At 41.2% G+C, this 21079-nt stretch carries 16 protein-coding genes; 4 read left to right on the forward strand and 12 right to left on the reverse strand.

What is annotated here, in order from left to right:
- The 4 genes from CWC17_RS12260 to CWC17_RS12275 all read left to right on the forward strand — a co-directional run.
- A partial coding sequence (locus CWC17_RS12260) for a cadherin-like domain-containing protein (RefSeq protein WP_138613100.1) occupies positions 1-3547 on the forward strand: 3547 nt, incomplete at its 5' end.
- A 36-nt stretch (positions 3548-3583) separates the two neighbouring features.
- Entirely contained in the window at positions 3584-4399 is an 816-nt protein-coding gene (locus CWC17_RS12265) for an MBL fold metallo-hydrolase (RefSeq protein WP_138613102.1), read from the forward strand.
- An 80-nt stretch (positions 4400-4479) separates the two neighbouring features.
- The gene (locus CWC17_RS12270) at positions 4480-6627 is read left to right on the forward strand and encodes a CHASE2 domain-containing protein (RefSeq protein ID WP_249935920.1); all 2148 of its coding nucleotides are present in this window, start codon (positions 4480-4482) and stop codon (positions 6625-6627) included.
- A 7-nt stretch (positions 6628-6634) separates the two neighbouring features.
- Positions 6635-8260 (forward strand): HD-GYP domain-containing protein, encoded by a 1626-nt coding sequence (locus CWC17_RS12275; RefSeq protein ID WP_502704914.1) that lies wholly within the window; start codon positions 6635-6637, stop codon positions 8258-8260.
- Between the two features lie 283 nt (positions 8261-8543).
- Here CWC17_RS12275 and CWC17_RS12280 read toward each other — a convergent pair whose 3' ends face one another.
- From CWC17_RS12280 to prlC, 12 genes are all read right to left on the reverse strand, one after another.
- Positions 8544-9971, reverse strand: a complete 1428-nt coding sequence (locus CWC17_RS12280) for an NAD-dependent succinate-semialdehyde dehydrogenase (RefSeq protein ID WP_138613108.1) — start codon at positions 9969-9971, stop codon at positions 8544-8546.
- A 344-nt stretch (positions 9972-10315) separates the two neighbouring features.
- Entirely contained in the window at positions 10316-10654 is a 339-nt protein-coding gene (fdx, locus tag CWC17_RS12285; protein WP_055016624.1) for an ISC system 2Fe-2S type ferredoxin, read from the reverse strand.
- Between the two features lie 10 nt (positions 10655-10664).
- On the reverse strand, positions 10665-12527 hold the full coding sequence (gene hscA / locus CWC17_RS12290) for a Fe-S protein assembly chaperone HscA (protein WP_138613110.1): 1863 nt from the start codon (positions 12525-12527) through the stop codon (positions 10665-10667).
- A 41-nt stretch (positions 12528-12568) separates the two neighbouring features.
- Positions 12569-13096, reverse strand: coding sequence for a co-chaperone HscB (gene hscB, locus CWC17_RS12295; RefSeq protein ID WP_055016626.1), 528 nt, complete (start codon positions 13094-13096; stop codon positions 12569-12571).
- Positions 13097-13177: 81 nt separating this feature from the next.
- A complete protein-coding gene (gene iscA / locus CWC17_RS12300; protein ID WP_004585773.1) occupies positions 13178-13501 on the reverse strand; it encodes an iron-sulfur cluster assembly protein IscA in 324 nt (107 codons plus the stop codon).
- A gap of 9 nt (positions 13502-13510) precedes the next feature.
- Positions 13511-13894, reverse strand: coding sequence for a Fe-S cluster assembly scaffold IscU (gene iscU / locus CWC17_RS12305; protein ID WP_055016627.1), 384 nt, complete (start codon positions 13892-13894; stop codon positions 13511-13513).
- A 42-nt stretch (positions 13895-13936) separates the two neighbouring features.
- Positions 13937-15154, reverse strand: coding sequence for an IscS subfamily cysteine desulfurase (locus CWC17_RS12310; RefSeq protein ID WP_138613112.1), 1218 nt, complete (start codon positions 15152-15154; stop codon positions 13937-13939).
- Between the two features lie 24 nt (positions 15155-15178).
- A complete protein-coding gene (gene iscR / locus CWC17_RS12315; protein WP_055016629.1) occupies positions 15179-15670 on the reverse strand; it encodes a Fe-S cluster assembly transcriptional regulator IscR in 492 nt (163 codons plus the stop codon).
- A gap of 219 nt (positions 15671-15889) precedes the next feature.
- The gene (gene trmJ, locus CWC17_RS12320; protein WP_138541307.1) at positions 15890-16618 is read right to left on the reverse strand and encodes a tRNA (cytosine(32)/uridine(32)-2'-O)-methyltransferase TrmJ; all 729 of its coding nucleotides are present in this window, start codon (positions 16616-16618) and stop codon (positions 15890-15892) included.
- A gap of 100 nt (positions 16619-16718) precedes the next feature.
- A complete protein-coding gene (locus CWC17_RS12325; RefSeq protein WP_055014635.1) occupies positions 16719-17474 on the reverse strand; it encodes a class I SAM-dependent methyltransferase in 756 nt (251 codons plus the stop codon).
- A gap of 50 nt (positions 17475-17524) precedes the next feature.
- On the reverse strand, positions 17525-18706 hold the full coding sequence (locus tag CWC17_RS12330; RefSeq protein WP_138541309.1) for a response regulator: 1182 nt from the start codon (positions 18704-18706) through the stop codon (positions 17525-17527).
- 131 nt (positions 18707-18837) lie between these two features.
- Complete coding sequence (prlC, locus tag CWC17_RS12335; RefSeq protein WP_138613114.1) at positions 18838-20889, reverse strand: oligopeptidase A; 2052 nt, start codon at positions 20887-20889, stop codon at positions 18838-18840.
- Positions 20890-21079 lie beyond the last annotated feature (190 nt).

Here is a 21079-nt window from a genome sequence, read left to right on the forward strand (position 1 = left end):
AGATGCCGCTGCAACAAGCATAAACGTATTAAGTAATGATACAGACGCAGAAAACGATATACTTTCTATTAGTGCTGTTACTGCCACATCAGGTACAGTAACAAGCGCGGGTAATGATGTGATTTACACGCCAGAGGCCAATTTTAATGGTCAAGCCACAGTAAATTACACCCTAAGTGATGGCACTGATACAGCTAATGGCGTATTAACTATTACGGTTACACCTGTGAACGATGCGCCGGTAGCAAATCCCGACACGGCCACTATTTTAGAAGATGCCGCCGCAACAAGTATTAATGTATTAAGTAATGATACTGATACAGAAAACGATACACTCTCTATTACTTCCGTAAGTACTAATGTGGGCGGTATTTCGAGCTCTGGCAACGACGTTATATACACGCCAGAAACTAACTTTAATGGCCAAGTGATCGTAAATTATACACTGAGCGATGGTACAGACACAGCACCAGGAACATTAACTATTAACGTAACCCCTGTGAATGACGCACCTGTTGCACAGCCTGATTCAGCAACGTTAAATGAAGATGCCCCTGAAACTACAATTGACGTTATAAGCAATGACAGCGATGCAGATGCAACCGATACCTTAACTATAACAGCCGTTATAGCGGATATTGGTACAGCGAGTGTTGAAAATAATGAAATTAAATATACCCCCGCCTTAAATAGTGAAAGCATAGCAACACTTACCTACACGTTGAGTGATGGCACTGATGAGGTGCAAGGTAATTTGACTATTACAATAGTAGCAATTAACGATGCGCCAACAGCAGTAGACCAAACTTTTTCTATCGGTGAAAATGCTATAGATGAAGAGACAATTGGTACGATTACAGCGTCTGACATTGAAAATAACAGCCTCACTTTTAGCTTAAGCGGTGGCGAAACCTTATTATTTAATATTGATAGTAATAGTGGATTATTAACCGTAAACGGTAGCAACGCGTTTAATTTTGAAACAGCGACACAACACACTGTGAATGTCGATATTACTGATAATGGCTCTCCAAATGAAACGACTACAATAACCATTAATGTAAATATTACAGATGAAGAAGACCCGCTAATTCCTGTCGAGGATGAAACATTTGGACGAGCACTTAGCGAACAGCTAGACCTCTCGAGCGTTTTTTCAAATGGTGAATTTAACGATAGCATTGAGCTTAACACTAACCTTTATTTCGTGGGTTACAATAACAACACAGATACAGATATTATTGTTGTTTCTTATACCAATATGGGCGATTTAAACACTGCATTTAATAGCAGCGGCTTTAAAACGATAGATCTGGGTGAAGATGAAAAAGGTACCGCTATTATCTCTGGCAATGGTGAGTTATTTATAGGTTATTCAAGCTTTAATGGCTCAGAAACTGAAGCATGTTTATTAAAAATGAGTGTAACAGGTATTGTTAGTACAAATTCAGGTGACGGCAACTCAGGTACTAAATGTACAACGCTTGCGAGTGAATCTGCAATAAACGACCTTGAGTTTACCGATAATAAAATACAAGGCGTTGGTTACTCAATCAATGGCTCAGACAAAGACAGTTTATTTCTTAAATTTGATGTATCGACGCTTGCTTACGAATCAGGCAGCCCCGGTATAGTGGATGTAAGTGGTGAAAACCGTGATGATGAATCACACGCTATTAAAAACTTTGGTAACTCTGATTTACTCGTAGTAGGTAGTGCCATAGGTGAAGAAGGTGATTTAGATGCAACCATTAGGTACCTTACTCCTGATGGCAATAATAACGGCAGCTTCAACTCAGGCGATGCACTTATATTAGATTTATCGGACGAAGAAGGTGACGATGAGCTACTTGCCATTGGTGGTATAGACGCGGTTAATTTTACTGCCTATTTAGGGGGATATTTTACTCGCTCATCTGGTGAAAAAGAAGCGGTTATGATTTCAGTTGATCGCTTTGGCGATATCGATGATGACGATATTAATGAAGAAATGTCAATTTACAATATTGATGGGAATTCGGGCTCAGGTAACGGCAGTGCGCGAGTTACTGGTGTAAAGTACGCACCTTTGAGCAATCAAATAATCCTCTCTGGTACTACAGGTATTGAAGCCACTGATGATGCTCACAACGAGCAACTATTTTCGGCACGAGTTTCTGTACCTGATGGCACACTAGACACTAGCTACGGCAATTCAGGCATAAATATTATTTCCAATGTTATCAGTCATCAAACTGCTAATGCATCGACTATTGATGAAAATGGCACGCTATGGCTATCCGGCAGGTTTAACGATTCATCTAATGAGCCTTTCATAACGTCAATAACGAGTAATGCAAATTTAAACACCGATTTTTCTATAGATGGCTACACAAGCATAAACGATCTAAGTATTAGCTCGAATGATCTATCAATGGATGTATTGCAATTACAAACTGGCACCCACGCAGATAAGTACTTAACGGCGTCTGTAACGCAACTTAATACTAACAATCAGCTAGTGTTGACTCGCTATACTAATGCAGGCGTTATTGATACCAGCTTTAGTCTTGATGGTAATAAAGCCCTAGATATTAATGTTGCGTTTAAAACCATTAAAATAAAAGAGCTTAGCGATAGTAGTATTATTATTGCAGGTACACTTATAAACGGTTTAAATGAAGAAGGCTTTATAGCAAAAGTGGACCAAGACGGTTACCTAGATAAAAACTTTGCTGACGAAGGAATTTATACCACTGTAGACATTTTAAATACCGATATTAGCTTTGCTGATGTTGCTGTCGATAGCAGTGGCTATATTGTGGCTGTAGGCACAGCGACTAATGCTTTGAGTGTGACTAATTCGTTTGCAACCATGTTAAAAAGTGATGGTAAATTAAAAAATAGTTTTGGTACAAGCGGTGCTTACTATGGCAACGTAAATGAGTTTTTTGAAACGCTTTATATAGACGCAAATAAAGATATATATATTGCAGGTAAGCAAGTATCTGGCAGTAGCTCGCAATTAACCATGCTAAAAATAGACGATGATGCCAACGAGATATTTACCTATACCGATAGCCGCTCCTTTAGTGATATAAATAACAGAGCAACAAAAATACTCGCCGATAACGCGGCTAACCTCTATTTAATAGCTAATGATGGCACCACGCCAAACCTAGCAGTGATTATTAAGTTACAACCCGATGGTAGCGAAGATTTAAGCTTTGCCACTAGCGGTATAGGGCAATATGAACTCGCTTCAAGTGCTGACACAAAAGTGAACGATGCAGCAATTGACACTAATGGTAATATTATCCTTAGCGGTATGAGTGATTCAAAAGGGTTAATCGCACGCATATTAGCTGGTGGCACTATCGATACCTTATTTGGAGAAAATATGCGGGGTTATTACCAAGCAGATCAATGTGATGGTACGCATGAATTTACGTCAATGCTGTTACAAACGAACAATCAAATCATACTTAATAGCACATGCTTTAATAACGGCTCTAATAACGTTAGCTTATCTAAATTTAACTTTTACCCAGATGGAATTGAACCCTAAATCATGAAAGTTAAATTTTATGGCGTAAGGGGGTCAATGCCATCCCCAGGTGAACATACATATGTATTTGGGGGCAATACTTCATGTGTATATATTGAGCAAAAAAATGGTGATAGCCTTATTTTAGACTCTGGGACGGGTATCGTACAACTTGGTGAAATGCTTCTTAAGCACGCCTCCCCCATAGCTATACTATTAACACATAACCACTGGGATCATATTCAAGGCTTTCCATTTTTTAAGCCTATTTACCAAGCCGAACGCGATATAACCATTGTTGTAGGTGATGTTGAAGATGAGCAAAGTAAGCAGGCTGTTTTGATGCAAATGTCAGGCTCGTTTTTTCCTGTTAGTTACCAAGACTTACCTGCAAACATTACCTTAAACACTCAATTCGCTACCCAAGAAAGCTTTACTATTAACAATTTTAACGTATTAACCGCACCGTTAAATCACCCTGGTGGAGGCACTGCGTATTGTGTACATGCTGAGGGTAAAAAAATTGCTTATATAACCGATAACGAGTTATCCCCACCAGGTGTTGTTAACACCACCCTTGCCCAGTGGGCTGAGTTTATTAAAGGCGCTGACTTGTTAATTCATGACGCACAATTTACCACCGAAGAGCTTCCACTCAAGCATGGCTGGGGGCATAGCACATTTAAGCAAGTAGCTGAATTAGCTGTTGACGCTTGTATAAAAAACTTAGCAATTATAAGTCACGATCCAGCAAGAACCGATGACGAGCTGTTAGCAATAGAAACACAACTACAAGCAAATTATGGCGAGCAAATTAATATTGAATGTGCCAGAGAAGGCCGATCATTTGAATTTATATCAAGTAAGGATTAACTGTTATTTCTCGCCTTTATATCCCTAAAATTTACCGCCACCTATTTGTAGGCTTAGTCATTACGCTGCTAATAGCGGCTGTGGAGCTGTTTTCTAGTGGTTCATTAGCCAAACTGCTCAATAGGGTCGAAGGTATTATTTACGACTCTAGGCTATTGCTTACTTTGCCTGATACACCTCGACAGCTTGACGAAACTGTTGTGATTATCGACATAGATGAAAAAACGATGCTAGAACAAGGGCGCTTTCCTTGGAGCCGCTCAAAAATGGCTGATTTAGTAAATAAGCTCACTGAGGCAGGGGTTGTAGTTATCGCATTTGATATCTTTTTTTCTGAGCCAGAAGTGAACCCTGTAAACCAAATTCAATCAAGAGCCCCTGATTTATTGAGTGCATATAAATTGGCGTTAAATGATATTAAACACCAAGTAGACGCTGATGCCACCTTTGCTAAAGCACTTAATAGTAACGATACCGTATTAGGTTTTTTGTTAAACAACGACGCTTACAAACAACGTAACCCTTTACCCAGTTCGAGCGTTGTGTGGCCAAAGAGCGAGCAAAGCAACTCCCAGGTAACCCAATTTTTAGGTGCTACGGTTAATATACCTACATTGCAAAGTAGCGCCACGGGTAACGGGTTTATAAATGCCCATAGTGAAAACGATGGATTTATACGTAAAGCGGCCTTGGTTAATCGAGTAGATGATAAGCTCTACCCCTCTCTTGCGCTTGAGGCTGCGCGTTTATATACCTTAGCAGATAGTATTCAAACGCGTGCAAGCATCCAAGATGATTTGACTTTTTTTGAAGGCATTAAATTTCATGAGCGTTGGATACAAACAGATGAGTACGGGCAAATTTTTATCCCGTATAAAGGCCGCGCTAAAAGCTTTAAGTATTACTCTGCCACAGACGTATTAACTAAAAAAGTTACTGAGCAACAATTAGAGGGCAGCGTAGCGTTTATTGGGACTTCTGCAATTGGTTTAGCTGATTTAAGAGCCACACCTGTGGGTTTACAATACCCAGGGGTAGAAGTACATGCTAATATTTTTGAAGGGCTACTGCACCCAGAGATTATACCTACTCAACCTACATGGGCTTTAGGTGCCACATTATTATTAATTACCTTTGTGGGTTGTAGCTTATCGCTTTTAAGTTTTCGTAAAAGTGCGCGCTATATTGTAACACTTTCAGTGGGTATGGCTGGGCTTGTTATATTGCTTAATTTTTATTTGTGGTCAGTACAAAAAATTAGCCTGCCTCTATTTATGCCGCTATTACTTATTTCTATTTTAGCCGCTTACTTTGTTTTTATTGGCTCAATAGCAGAACTAAAGCACAGCCGAAAAATAAAATCGATGTTTAATCAATATGTCCCCCCTGATCATATTGAACAATTAATTCGCCAGCGAAAACAACTTACTCAGCAAAGTATAAAACGAAATATGACCGTGTTATTTGCTGATATACGAAATTTTACTGCGCTATCAGAAGGGATGAGTCCAAACCAATTAAGTGATTATTTAAATCAATACTTATCGGCAACCACAAAAGTTATTTTTGATAATAACGGCACAATAGACAAATACGTGGGTGATATGATTATGGCTTTTTGGAATGCCCCGCTTGAAGACAGTGAGCATGCAAGGCACAGTGTTGAAGCCGCCTTGGCAATGGTTGCAGGTCTTTCAAGCTTAAATAAAGCATTTAGCGAGCAGCAACTTCCCGCTGTGAGTATTGGTGTGGGCATCAGCACTGGTGAGATGAATGTTGGCGATATGGGCTCAGTCTATAGAAAAGCCTATACCGTACTTGGAGATGCAGTAAATTTAGGCTCAAGAGTAGAAAGCTTGACCAAATTTTACGGGGTAGCTATTCTGGTTACTGAAGAAACAATGCTTGCTTGTCCACATATTGCATTTCGCTTAATTGATAAAGTACAAGTAGTAGGTAAAGCAAATGCAACTAAGCTGTATGAGCCTATAAACTTTGTAGCTGAGATAAGCGAAAGCCAGCTATCTGAAATTAAAAAGTCGTTCACTGCTATGCAGCACTACAATAATAAAAATTGGCAACTCGCTCTGACACTATTTGAAGAGTTGAGTGAAACGGCCTTATTGAGTGATCACGTTTACCATATTTTTATTAACCGAATTAAAAATACCGATTTGCAAAATTTAGCACAGGATTGGAATGGCGCCTTTATCCACAAAACAAAGTAGTAACAACATGTCTGAGTACATTAAAGATAGAACGAATCTTCATCACTTTATTGATATTAGCATAAGGCTAACAACTGAAAAGGATGCAAGTAAACTTCTTGAAGAAATTTTGCAAGTTGTTATGTCTATTTCTAATTCTGATGCAGGTACTATCTACTCTATTACAGACGATAAACAGCTTAAGTTTGAAACAGTCATAAATAAATCTTTAGGCCTTTATCTAGGCGGAAGCTCAGGGGAGCCCGTTAACTTTCCTAATATAGATCTGTTTATAAACGGCAAAGAAAACGAAACGGCTATAGTCGCTCATGCTGTTAACTCTGGTGAAATTATTAATATTCCAGATGTATATGCGGCACTGCCTTTTGATATGAGCGCTGCGCGAAATATGGATGCGCGTACGGGGTATCGTACACAGTCTATGCTAACAATCCCGCTCAAAGATCATACTGATGATATTATTGGCGTGATTCAGCTGATCAATGTGAAAGATCAACATGACAATATCATCACCTATAGCGATGAGCTCGTCACACTTATACGATCATTCGCTTCTTTAGGTGCCATATCACTGACAAACTCAACCCTTATTAAGGGAATGGAAGAGCTATTTTCTAAATTTGTAGAAACCATTGCGATGGCTATCGACGAAAAGTCACCTCATACCGGCGGGCACTGTAAGCGAGTTCCTGCGCTTACTTTAATGCTTGCTGACGCCGTCCATAATATTGACCGTGGCCCTTTGGCTGACTTTGTAATGAGTGATGCTGACAGACATGAACTAGATATAGCTGGCTGGCTCCATGATTGCGGTAAAATAGCGACCCCTGATCACATAATGGAAAAGTCGACTAAGCTTGAAACTATTTTTGATCGTATTGAACACATTGATGCTAAATTTGAGGTCATTAAACGTGATTTAGAAATAAGTTATCAAAAGCAGATTATCTCTGCGATGAAGCTCAATAGACCCATAGAAGTGCTTCAGTTTGAGCGTCTACTCGATACTGAATTAAAACAGCTTTCTTTAGATCGAGCATTTTTACAAAGAGTCAATGTGGGTGGGGAGTTTTTATCCGATGAAGATGTTGCCAATATAGACCGCATCGCATCACATTACCACTTAACGATTAACGGCAAAGAAACCCCGTTACTGAGCGAAGATGAAGTAGAAAATTTACAAATCCGCAGGGGGACACTAACCCTTGGCGAGCGTGACGTTATGAAACGCCATATGGATGTAACTAAAAATATTTTAGACACCCTGCCATTCCCTAAACATTTGAGTAATGTGTCTGAATATGCACTTGGGCATCATGAAAAGTTGGATGGTACAGGCTATCCGCAAGGATTAACAAAAGAACAAATGTCGGTACCTGCAAGGTTAATGGCTATTGCTGATATATTTGAAGCGCTTTCTGCCGTAGATAGACCTTACAAAAAAGCAAAGCCGGTGAGTGAATGTTTAACAATTTTAGGACGTATGGTTGAAGAAAACCACCTAGATCGGGACATTTTTGCCGTGTTTGTAGAATCTGAAGTATATAAAAATTATATTAAAGAGTATGCGATTGCCGAGCAATTAGACTTTGTTGACTTAGCAAAGCTACCAGGGTATTCACCTATAAAATAAGTCAGCTCCACTTTCTCTAACTATAAAAAATGCCACCTTGCGGTGGCATTTACACACGGGTTATTTCTACAAGTAGAAATTCTTTTTATTTTTGATTACTTTTAAACAAAAATTATGCCGTAAATGTAGCACTAAGGCCTATATCTAGCAATAAAAAGGTAGCCTGTAGTTATAAACCTGTACCAATGCGCAATATAGATCTCTTAATTAAGCGAATCGCTATTAGTAACCTAAACCGTGCTGAATAAACCAATTTTTTATGGTTTAAGTGTCTTAGCGTTTCTTAAACCTTGATACACACGTATTTTTCTTCAAGGTATTCATCAAGCCCTTGATGGCCGCCTTCTCGGCCTAATCCTGATTGCTTAACGCCTCCAAACGGTGCTACAGGGTTAGATATAACCCCTTCATTAACGCCAACCATACCAAACTCTAGCCCTTCGCTAATACGGTAGATTTGCTTGATATTTTGGCTATAAAAATATGCTGCTAAGCCATAAGGAACGTCATTAGCAAGGGCTAGCACCTCGCTTTCCTCATCAAAAGGAATAACAGTTAATACCGGGCCAAATACTTCTTCGTGGTATATATCCATTTCGGTCGTTACGTTAGTCACAATGAGCGGGGTTTGAAAGCTGCCGCCTAAGTCGCTGTTATCCCCTATTAGCTTTGCGCCTTTATCAAGTGCATCTTGCACAAGCTGCTGCACTTTCTCTTTGGCTTTAGGGTAAATTAGCGGGCCAATATCTACCCCATCATCAAACCCATTTGCCACGTTTAACGCGGCTACTTTAGGGGTAATTTTATCAAGCACTTCATCTAAAATACTGCGCTGAATAAAAATGCGGTTTGCAGCTACACAAGCTTGGCCACTGTTTCTAAACTTAGCCGCCATAAGGCCTTCAATTGCTTCGTCTATATCGGCATTATCAAAAATAATAAACGGTGCATTACCACCAAGCTCCATAGATGTACGTTTAATTGTATCAGCACATTGCGAAAGCAGCTGTTTACCCACTCCAGTAGAGCCGGTAAAAGTAAACTTACGCACCACTTCTGAGTCTGTCAGCATTTTGCCTACTGTTTTTGCATCTTGCGAAACCAACACATTGAAAGCCCCTTTAACAAACCCTGCCTGGTCGGCAAGATACGCCAATGCTAGTGCGCATAAGGGGGTGTATTCTGAAGGTTTTAACACAAAACTACAGCCTGCAGCGTATGCTGGCGCCGCTTTACGCGTCACCATTGCAACCGGAAAATTCCACGGTGTGATACCTGCTACAACGCCTACAGGTTGTTTAAAGCTCGTTAATCTATGTGTATCGTCGGTTGGGGGGATCACATCGCCGTAACTGCGTTTAGCTTCTTCTGCAAACCACTTTATAAACCCAGCGCCATAATCTATTTCACCTAATGATTCTTTAAGCGGCTTACCTTGCTCTTTGGTCATTAGCTCTGCAAGGGTTTGCTTGTGTTTTATTACTAAATCATACCAGCGCATGAGCGTCTCACTTCGCTCAGAGGCGTTGGTTGACTTTAATTTAATGAATGCGCCTTGTGCTGCCTTTATTGCACTATTAACGCCTTGCTCATCTATATCACTTACTTCAACAATGCTTTTTTCGGTCGCGGGGTCATCAACGCTAAAACGTTTATTTGTTTTGTAAAATTCACCATCAATAAACGAGTCACAAAAAATTAGATTACTCAAAATAAACCTCCAAAATTACGTTTTAAGGTGTTAGCTTTTAATGCGTGGCATAGAGCCAAGGCTAACTATTTACGTCTACAAAATAACATACGAGCTTTGCTCGTCACGCCAGTAAGCTGTGCATCTACAAGTTTGATGTGAGCGTTTTAATATACTGTGACGTTGAGCTTGCTCACGTGAGAAGCGCAGCTTCTATATTTATAATCTAAAGTAATAACACATATCGCAAGCAATCTTCGTGTCTACAAAATAACTTACGAGCTTTACTCGTCACATCTACAATTTACAAACAAAAAAGCCGCTGTAAAAACAGCGGCTTTTAAAAAATTTTCGTTAATTAAAAACTAGTGCTCTTCATTAACGATATTGAGATTGTACTTAGGTATTTCAACCACTAGGTCTTCATCTTTAATCACTGCTTGGCAGCCTAAACGAGATTCTGGCTCTAAGCCCCATGCTTTATCTAACATGTCGTCTTCTAGCTCATCGCTTTCATCTAGTGAGTCAAAGCCTTCGCGAATTACTAAGTGGCACGTGGTACATGCACACGACTTCTCACATGCATGGGGGATACTAATGCCATTTTTAAGGGCCACATCAAGGACTGTTTCGCCTTGTGGCGCTTCTAGTGCTGCACCGTCAGGACATAATTCCGGATGGGGAAGAAAAATAATTTGTGGCATTCTAACCTCTTTAAACGTTGTCTACTGACTGCCCTGTAAGGGCTTTTTTAATTGATGCATCCATTCTGCGCGAGGCAAAATCGCTGCTAGCGTTATCTACTTTTTCAATTGCGGCTTTAATATCACTTGGTTGTGTCGCTGTTTCGCGCACTTTAGCAAGCTCGCTTATTTCAGCTCTTAAATTAGCAAGTTGAATATCATCAAGCAAATCACCATCCGTCGCAAGTGATGCTTCTAGCGCTTCTATAACACGAAGAGCTTCAACTTGCTGCTCTTTAAGCATGCGTGCTTGCATATCGTCTTTAGCGTTGCTCATTGACTCTTTTAGCATGTTAGCCACTTGGTCATCAGATAAGCCAAACGAAGGTTTAACTTGTATTTCAGCTTGCACACCTGTTGATTTTTCCATTGCTGATACACTCAGCAAGCCATCGGCATCGACTTTAAAGGTAACACGAATATGTGCAGCACCTGCAGCCATAGCCGGTATGCCTTTTAAACTAAATTTAGCGAGCGAGCGGCAATCGTCAACCAGTTCGCGTTCACCTTGAAGTACGTGTAAAGACATAGCTGTTTGGCCATCTTTAAACGTAGTAAATTCTTGTGCTCGAGCCACAGGAATAGTGGTATTACGCGGAATTATTTTTTCAACTAACCCGCCCATCGTTTCAAGTCCAAGCGACAGTGGCAATACATCAAGTAATAGCATGTCAGAATCAGGCTTGTTGCCCACTAATACATCAGCTTGTAATGCGGCACCTAATGCCACAACGCGATCAGGGTCGATAGATGTAAGCGGTTCCTTTTCAAAAAAGCTTTCCACTTGGCTGCGAACCAGTGGCATACGTGTTGAGCCACCGACCATAACAACCTGCAGCACTTCTTCGTTTTCAATGCCAGCATCTTTTACCGCACGGCGACACGAGCGAAGCGTTTTTTTAACAAGCGGCATAGCCAACTCGTCAAAAGTCTCGCGTGTAACTTCTACGGTATGTTTTTGCTCGTCAAATTCAAGTACTACATTCACTTTTGCGAACTGGCTCAGTGCTTCTTTACAGGCTTTTGCTTTATTTATAAATAAGCGCAGCACAGAAGGCGATAATGTAGAAATACCGGTTTGCTGCTTAAAGTAGTCCACCAATAACGCATCGAAATCATCACCGCCTAAGCTTGAGTCACCGCCGGTAGCCATTACTTCAAACACACCTTGGTGCAAGCGAAGTATTGAAATATCAAAGGTGCCTCCACCTAAATCATAAACAGCGATAATACCTTCTTGGCCTGAATCTAAACCATAGGCAACTGCCGCAGCGGTTGGCTCGTTTAATAAGCGCAATACGTTAATGCCCGCAAGCTCGGCTGCATCTTTAGTGCTTTGACGTTGTGCATCATCAAAGTAAGCCGGTACGGTAATGACAGCACCTAAAATGTCTTGGTTACCAAAGCTTTGCTCTGCGCGTGCTTTTAATGCCGATAAAATATGGCTAGAGGCTGTTACAGGGCTTATTTTTCCAGCTTCTGTTTGAATAGCTAGTGAGCCGTTGTCTTCACAAAATTGATAAGGTAGCTGGCCATAACTTTGTTCAATTTCAGCTTGGGTTTTACCTAAAAAACGTTTAACTGAAATTAGGGTGTTTGCAGGATCTTGTGTTGCTGCTTGTGCAGCTTCTGTACCGACTGTTATACCACCGGCTTGATAGCGTACAACCGATGGCAGCATGGCAGCACCAAGCTCATCTGTTAATGTACGGGCTTCGCCACTTTGTACCGTTGCTACCAATGAATTTGTGGTGCCTAGGTCAATTCCTATAGCTAATTTATGTTCATGTGGTGCCGCGCTCTGCCCCGGCTCAGCAATTTGCAATAATGCCATAATGCTCTTTTAACTCGTGTTGCTCGCTTTACAGCAAGTAATTAATCGTCAAATAAACTGTCTTCAATGCGCTCAAGTTCGTCTTTCAATTTATATACAAACTTTAATTTGCGAATATTATCAGCAGCTTGTTGATATTGCGCCTCATCGTTACTTGCAAGTTGCTCGGCAAGTTCATTACTGTACTGGGCTTTTAATTGTTTTATTTGTGATTCAAAATTAGCAATTGCGGTATCAGGGTCACTCGCCGATGCAAGCTCTTCAAGCTCTTCACGCAGCTCCATTTGCTGCATTAAAAACATTGGATCTTGCAGTGTTTGTTGCTCTGCACGAATATCAACACCTAACTCACTTAGCATATATTCGGCCCGCTTAACTGGGTGCTTAAGTGTTTGTAGGGCATCGTTAATTTCAGCCGTGCTTTGTACAGCCATCAACTTATCGCGACTACTCGCATTAGCCTGACGATCAGGATGTACTGCGCGTTGCAGCTCAAGGTAGTGCTTATTTATTGTGGCCATGTCGATATTATAATCAACAGGTATCGCAAATAACTCAAAATAACGCATAACTTTAACCAATATAATTCACAAATAATAAAGCCCTACAATTACTGGCAGGGCTTATAAATACTACAAAGGTAGTTGAGCTTAAACGGTAAAGCTTTCGCCACAACCACACTCATCGGCTTGGTTAGGGTTATTAAATTTAAACCCTTCATTTAAACCTTCTTTGGTGTAGTCAAGCTCTGTGCCATCGATATAAACCAAGCTTTTAGCATCCACAATTAAAGTAACGCCTTTAGCTTTAAAGGTTTCATCGTCTTCGTTTAGCTCATCAACAAACTCAAGTACATAAGCAAGACCTGAACAGCCCGTCGTTTTAATGCCAACGCGCAGGCCTAAACCCTTACCGCGGTTTGCTAAAAATGATTGTACGCGGTTTGCTGCCGCATCTGTCAATGTCACTGCCATGAGTATCTCTTACTTCGCTTGTTTGCTTTTGTAATCAGCAATTGCTGCTTGAATTGCATCTTCAGCTAAAATTGAACAGTGAATTTTCACTGGTGGTAATTCAAGCTCTGCACTGATATCAGTGTTTTTAATGGTTGCTGCTTCGTCTAGCGTTTTACCTTTCACCCACTCTGTTACCAGTGACGATGAAGCAATTGCACTACCACAACCGTATGTTTTAAATTTAGCATCTTCAATAACGCCTTCAGACGATACTTTAATTTGCAATTTCATTACGTCACCACATGCTGGTGCGCCAACCATACCCGTTGCCACTGACGGGTCGTTTTTGTCAAGAACGCCCACGTTACGTGGGTTTTCTACGTGGTCGATTACTTTATCACTATAAGCCATAATTCTATCCTCATTACCTGCTACGGTAGATGCTCACACGTATTAGTGGTGAGCCCATTCAACTGAATCTAAATCAATACCTTCTTGATGCATTTCCCACAAAGGAGACATCTCGCGTAGGCGACCGATAGAGTTTTTAATTAATTCAACGGTGTAATCAATTTCTTCTTCGGTAGTGAAACGACCAATACTGAAGCGAATTGAACTGTGTGCTAGTTCGTCGTTGCGACCAAGTGCGCGCAATACATATGAAGGCTCTAAACTTGCTGATGTACACGCAGAACCAGACGATACAGCTATATCTTTTACTGCCATAAGTAGCGACTCACCTTCAACAAAGTTAAAGCTGATATTCACAATACCTGGAACAGATTGGTCTTGTGCGCCGTTAAAGTATACTTCGTCCATATCAGCCATAATGCCATCAATTAGGCGCTTACGTAATGCGCTGATATGTGCGTGATCTTTTTCAAAATCTTGCTTAGCAATTCTAAATGCTGCACCCATACCTACTAGCTGATGCGTTGCAAGTGTACCTGAACGCATACCACGTTCGTGACCGCCACCGTGCATTTGCGCTTCTAAGCGAGCACGTGGTTTACGACGCACATAAAGTGCACCAACGCCTTTAGGGCCGTATACTTTGTGAGCAGAGAACGACATAAAGTCAACTTTAAGTTGCTGCACATCGATTAATACTTTACCTGCGCTTTGTGCTGCGTCTACGTGGAACATTATCTTGCGTTCACGACACATTTCACCAATGGTGTTAATGTCTTGAATTACACCTAGCTCGTTATTTACGTGCATAATGCTTACAAGTACAGTGTCTTCACGCATTGTTTCTTCAAGCTTTTTAAGATCTAGTAGGCCGTTCTCTTCAACGTCCATGTAGGTTACTTCAAAGCCTTGACGCTCGAGCTCACGACATGTGTCGATTACTGCTTTGTGCTCAGTTTTAGCGGTAATAACGTGCTTACCTTTCTTTTTGTAAAACTGTGCTGCACCTTTAATTGCAAGGTTATTTGATTCTGTAGCGCCCGAGGTGAAAACAATTTCACGTGGGTCGGCATTAATTAAATCGGCAATGTCAGTACGCGCTTGGTCAACTACTTCTTCAGCTTGCCAACCAAAACGGTGCGAACGTGACGCAGGATTACCAAAATTACCGTCCATTGTCAGGCATTGCATCATTTCTTTTGCAACACGCTCATCAACAGGCGTGGTCGCTGCGTAATCTAAATAAATCGGTAACTTCATTTCTCTCTCCGCTGCAGGTCAACTTTATAGTTGACAGCTTACTTGAATGTTTTCCAACTGCTTAATTGCATTATTGATGCTGTTATCTTGGCGAGATGCAATTTCTTTTACATCTGATTTTTCCACCAATTCAGCTAAGGTAATATTATTTAAAAACTCTTCGATGCGTGCGCTTAAATCAGACCATAAGCTGTGAGTTAAACACCGCATACCACTTTGACACCCGGTATCGGCACCTTGGCAGCGTGTTGCATCTACCGATTCGTCTACAGCGCTAATAACGTCGCCAACAGAGATAACCGTGGCTTCTCGGCCTAGCAAGTACCCCCCGCCAGGACCACGAACCGAGCTCACTAGGCCATTCTTACGTAAACGGGCAAATAATTGCTCAAGGTAAGACAAAGAAATTTCTTGTCTTTGTGAAATATCAGCAAGGGCTACAGGGCCTACACTCGCATGTAGTGCAACATCCAGCATAGCTGTTACGGCATATCTGCCTTTTGATGTTAACTTCATAACGCCCCCCGCACAAAAGAGTGCAAATTTTAATTACCAGAGTAAAATAGTCAAGTATTATCACTTGATAAAAATTTGATTAAGAACCCTGTTCTATTAACAAATTTTTAATACCTGACCTTTTTGGTCAAGTATTAGGTGTATTGTAATTACCTGAGTGTTTTAGTCAAGTATTAGCTCGTTATTTACCCGCAGGTTTTTATAACCAATCGCTATACCTTACTTAGGAATAGATTTATTAATTGAGGTAAGAATACCGCGCAGTATGTTTAGCTCAGCCTCTTCTGGGCGCGCACGGTTAAACAAACGACGTAGCTTAGTCATCACTAAACCTGGGTGCTGCTTAATAATAAAACCAGTGTTATCAAGCGTCTGTTCTAAATGCTCGTAAAATAACTCTGTTTGTTTTGAACTAGGATAAGCAGTCTCATCGTCTGCTTGCTCTGCCTTTGGCTGTTGATTTAAAAACGCCATACGCGTTTCGTAGCTTAGCGTTTGCACAGCCATAGCTAAATTAAGCGAGCTATATTCAGGATTTGCAGGAATGCATACATGGTAGTTACACAGTTGTAGCTCTTCGTTGGTCAATCCGCTATTTTCACGACCAAATACAAGTGCTACTGGGCCATTCACCGCCTCAGCAACTAGCTTTTCACCGCATTCACGTGGCTCAACCATAGGCCAAGACAACGTGCGCGAGCGTGCACTTGTGCCAATTGTTAATGCACAATCGGCAATGGCATCAGCCACGGTATCAACAATAACCGCATTGCCTAATACATCGGTAGCACCGGCTGCAAGCGCGCTTGCATGGCTATCTACTTCACAAGCAGGGTCTACTAAATAAAGCTTTGATAAGCCCATGGTTTTCATGGCGCGGGCCGCCGAACCAATGTTGCCAGAGTGTGAGGTGTTAACTAAAACGATGCGAATATCATCTAAGATCATTGCTGTGCTACTTTTCTATGCCAAAAAATTGTGCGAATTCTAACATAAAACAGCAATAAGATCCTAGATCCTTAAAGCCCGATCAACACGCTAAATGCCGTTAAACCATGGCCGCTTTTACATATACATCAAAACGGTTCTTTTTTGTTTTAATTTGCATGCTGGGTGTTTTGTCATTTAAAAATGGGGCGTAATCAGGGCGCTTTACAACAACACGCTTACTAGCTAGTGGATAGGCAAAATCAAGTAGATCATCTGCGTCGGTGTCTGCGCCAACAAGCTCTTGAAATACGCGCATTTCTTTTTTAACTAGCGCTGATTTTTCACGGTGAGGAAACATAGGATCTAAATACACTACATCGGGCATGCTCTCGCATTGCTCTAACAATGTATGGCTTGAGCCAAACACTAAGCTCATATTTTGCTGCATCCAAGGGCCAATTTCAGCATCGTCGTAGGCACGTTTTAAGCCATCAAACAATAAAGCAGCTACCACAGGGTGACGCTCGTGCAGTATTACTTTGCAACCAAGAGAGGCCAGCACAAAGCCATCTCGTCCAAGGCCTGCGGTGGCATCAAGTACAACAGGCGTTGCGCCTTTATTCAGGCCCACCGCTTTTGCGATTGATTGGCCTTTGCCGCCGCCAAATTTTCGCCTGTGCGCCACAGCTCCGGTTACAAAGTCTACGTTTATAGCGCCGAGCTTAGGTTCATCAGTTTTTAGTAGGTTTAGGCCAGTTTCGTCAAAATATAGGCTAAAGCCGCTACAACTTTGCGCCCATTGGGTTAAGTTAAAACGCGTTTCAAGCTCATTTAAATACGGGCGACACTCTTTAAAAGCACACTGAATAACCACTACACACTCCGACGAAAAATTTCGGCTGCAGTATAACAAGCGTTAACGCACTAAAATAGCTCTATATCGCTTTGATGCGCAAGACTATGTGAGCTGGCTTCTTCTACTTTACTACGCAGGTTACACAATAATTCGTTGCGGCTCTCGGTTACTTGTTTAAGCTGGTATTTTATAAATGCTAGATCACTATTTGCGGTCACTAACAGCTGCATAGTTTCGTCTAATTGAGACATGTATAAGGTTAAATCTGCAGGGTTTGCCTGTGCTTGTGTTTGTTTAATAGCGCAGTTTAGTTCATGCAGCTGCTCTATAAACTGTCTGGTGTAGTCATTTTGTACAACATTTTGGCTGGTAAGTTGCTTTACGATATCTTGCAAAGCAGTGCTAATTTGAGTGGCTTGCTCAAAGCTATTTTCGTTTCTGTCCATTGCAACGACCTTTTCGTTTGTCACCTCGAGTATGTGCGGGAATAAGTCTTTATAGCGGCCGTATAAAGCACGATTATCAGCCGGCATATTTTTAATTAATAAAGATATTTTGGGGTAGTTAATAATGGTGCTGCTACCAATATCAACAAATCGATTAGCATTGCGGTGCTGCTCTAAAAGCTCTTGCTCGAGTGGGCATACACCACTTTCTAAACTATAAAAATAGCTTCCCCCTTGATACCAAAATACAATGACCACATCTAAATTAAACGGGGTAAAAAAAGCAAGTAAGTGCTCGCTTAATGACTGAAAATTATGACAGTGGTAGCTTTGTCCTACAAACCTTACTATACGGCCCATGTCTCCCGATTCAGCTAAGGCCATTGCCGCTGTGTTTTGTGCTTTAGCGACATCATGTTTAAGTTTTACGCATTGCTGTCGGTACTCATAAAGCACTTTAATACGCGCCATAAGCTCTTCTGTATTAAAGGGTTTGATGATGTAGTCAGACGCGCCTACGCTGTAGCCTTTTACTCTATCGTTAAGCTCCACCTTAGAGGACAAAAACATAATAGGTATATCGTGTGTAGACTCATCTGCTTTTAATGCTTGGCAAATTTCATAGCCTGATTTACCGGGCATTTCTATATCGAGTAAAACGATGTCGGGCGTGTGTTTTTTGGCTAGCTTAAGTCCTTGTTCGCCATCTTTAGCGTGAATAAGCTTACAAAAGCCCGCTAAAGCCTCTTCAATAATTCGATGAACATACAAATCGTCATCAATCGTTAATACCAACTTTGCCATGCCCTAGTCCATTTTGCTATGTATATACAAAGCATAGTACGGGTGATTAAAATTACTAAAAACAATTGTCCAATATATTAAAAAATATAAAAAAAGCGCCATATAGGCGCTTAATAAGGTTAACTAATTGTTTATGCAGCTATACCACTGTGACGCAGTAACGCATCAACGTTTGGCTCACGCCCGCGGAACTTTTTAAATAACGCCATAGGCTCTTCACTGCCGCCTTTTTCTAAAATATTTTCTAAGAAGGCTTTACCTGTCTCGGCATTAAAAATACCGTCTTCTTCAAATTTAGAAAATGCATCCGCAGAGAGTACTTCAGCCCACTTGTACGAGTAATAACCAGCGCTGTAGCCGCCTGCAAAAATATGACTAAAGCCATGTTGAAAACGGTTGAATTCAGGCGGATTAACAACCGATGTACGGCTGCGAACGTCGTTTAAAATCGCTTGAATTTGGCACGCTTGATTTGCTTGGTAGTCGTGGTGAATTTTAAAATCGAACAATGAAAACTCAATTTGACGCAGCATTTGCATACCCGAATTATAGTTTTTAGCAGCCAGTAGTTTATCAAGTAATTCTTTTGGTAATGGTTCACCGGTTTCAAAATGGCCTGAAATAAAGCTCAGTGCTTGTTCGTCGTAACACCAGTTTTCTAAAAATTGGCTCGGTAGCTCTACGGCATCCCATGCAACGCCGTTGATACCCGCAACAGGCGCGGCATCAACTTGGGTAAGCATGTGGTGAATACCGTGGCCAAATTCGTGGAATAATGTGGTTACTTCATCATGCGTAAATAGCGCCGGTTTATCACCGACTGCTTTGTTAAAGTTACACACTAAATACGCCACTGGCGTTTGTAGCTCACCACTGGCTCGCACTTTGCGGCCCATGCAGTCGTCCATCCAAGCGCCGCCACGTTTGCGTTCGCGTGCATATAAATCAAGGTAAAAACGGCCGCGCAATGTATTGCTGCTATCAAAAATTTCAAAAAAGCGCACATCGCTATGGTAAGTATCAAAATCGCTGACTTCTTTTACCTGAATACCAAAAAGGCGATTAACGGTTTCAAATAAACCACTCAGCACTTTGTCCGCAGGGAAGTAAGGACGTAATACTTCATCTGAAATAGCGTATTTTTCTTGCTTGAGCTTTTCGCTGTAGTAACCAAAATCCCAAGCTTCTAGTTCAGCTATACCATGCTTTTGCTCAGCATAGGCTTTTAACTCTGCTACTTCTTGCTCTGCTTGAGGTTTAGACTTAGCTGCTAAATCTTCTAAAAAAGAGAAAACTTGCGCTGGCGACTCGGCCATTTTAGTTGCTAATGATTTTTCAGCATAGTTATTAAACCCTAACAGCTGCGCTAGTTCGTGGCGAAGCGCAAGCTCTTCTTTCATAATGTCTGAGTTATCAAACTCACCTGCATTAGGGCCTTGATCTGAAGCGCGCGTACAAAACGCCGTGTAGGTTTCTTTTCGTAGTTCACGATCATCTGCATAGGTCATTACCGGTAAGTAAGACGGAAAATCGAGCGTAAATACCCAGCCATCTAAGCCTTTGCTTTTAGCTGTTTCGCTGGCAAGCGCCAAGGCCGACTCTGGCAAACCTGCCAATTGGCTTTCATCGGTAATGTGCTTATGCCATGCAAGCGTAGCATCCATTACATTATTACCAAATTTAGAGGCCAGTTCAGATAAGCGCGTGCTAATTTCGCCGTAACGCTTTTTGTCATCTGCCGATAAGGCAATGCCAGAGAGTTTAAAATCACGTAGGGCGTTGGTAATGGTTTTTTGCTGTGCAGTGCTCAGTGTCTTAAATTCATCGCTGTTATAAAGTGTGTTATACGCATCGTACAGGCCTTGATGCTGCCCTACAAACGTTGAGTACTCAGATATAAGTGGTAAACATTGCTCGTAGGCTTCACGTAATTCATCATTATTCATGACTGAATTTAGGTGCGATACCGGTGAGAACATACGCGAGAGTTTATCGTCCGCTTCTTCAAGGGGTAATACTAAATCGTTCCATGTAAACGAGCCTTTCGCTAGCACCTCATCTATGGCTTTACGACATTGCTCTATACCGTGCTTTAGTGCCGGTACTACGTACTCTGGCTTTATTTTTGAAAACGGGGGTAAGCCTTCTAGGCCAATGAGTGGATTTGTTTGTGCTTCGCTCATGAATTTTCTCAATTTAAATGACTATGAATTTGAAGTTGGGGCAAAACGATGAAATACAAGCCTCCATTAATGGGTCTAATATAGCTTAGAATGAAACTGATCCGCATAATAAACAATTTCGTTTGTTGTATTTATCAGCTTTTTAGCGCGCCGCGCTGGGTGACTTGCACTTAGCATATGCTATCATCGG

This window comes from Pseudoalteromonas sp. S3785 (genome assembly GCF_005887365.1).
Taxonomy (GTDB): Bacteria; Pseudomonadota; Gammaproteobacteria; order Enterobacterales; family Alteromonadaceae; genus Pseudoalteromonas.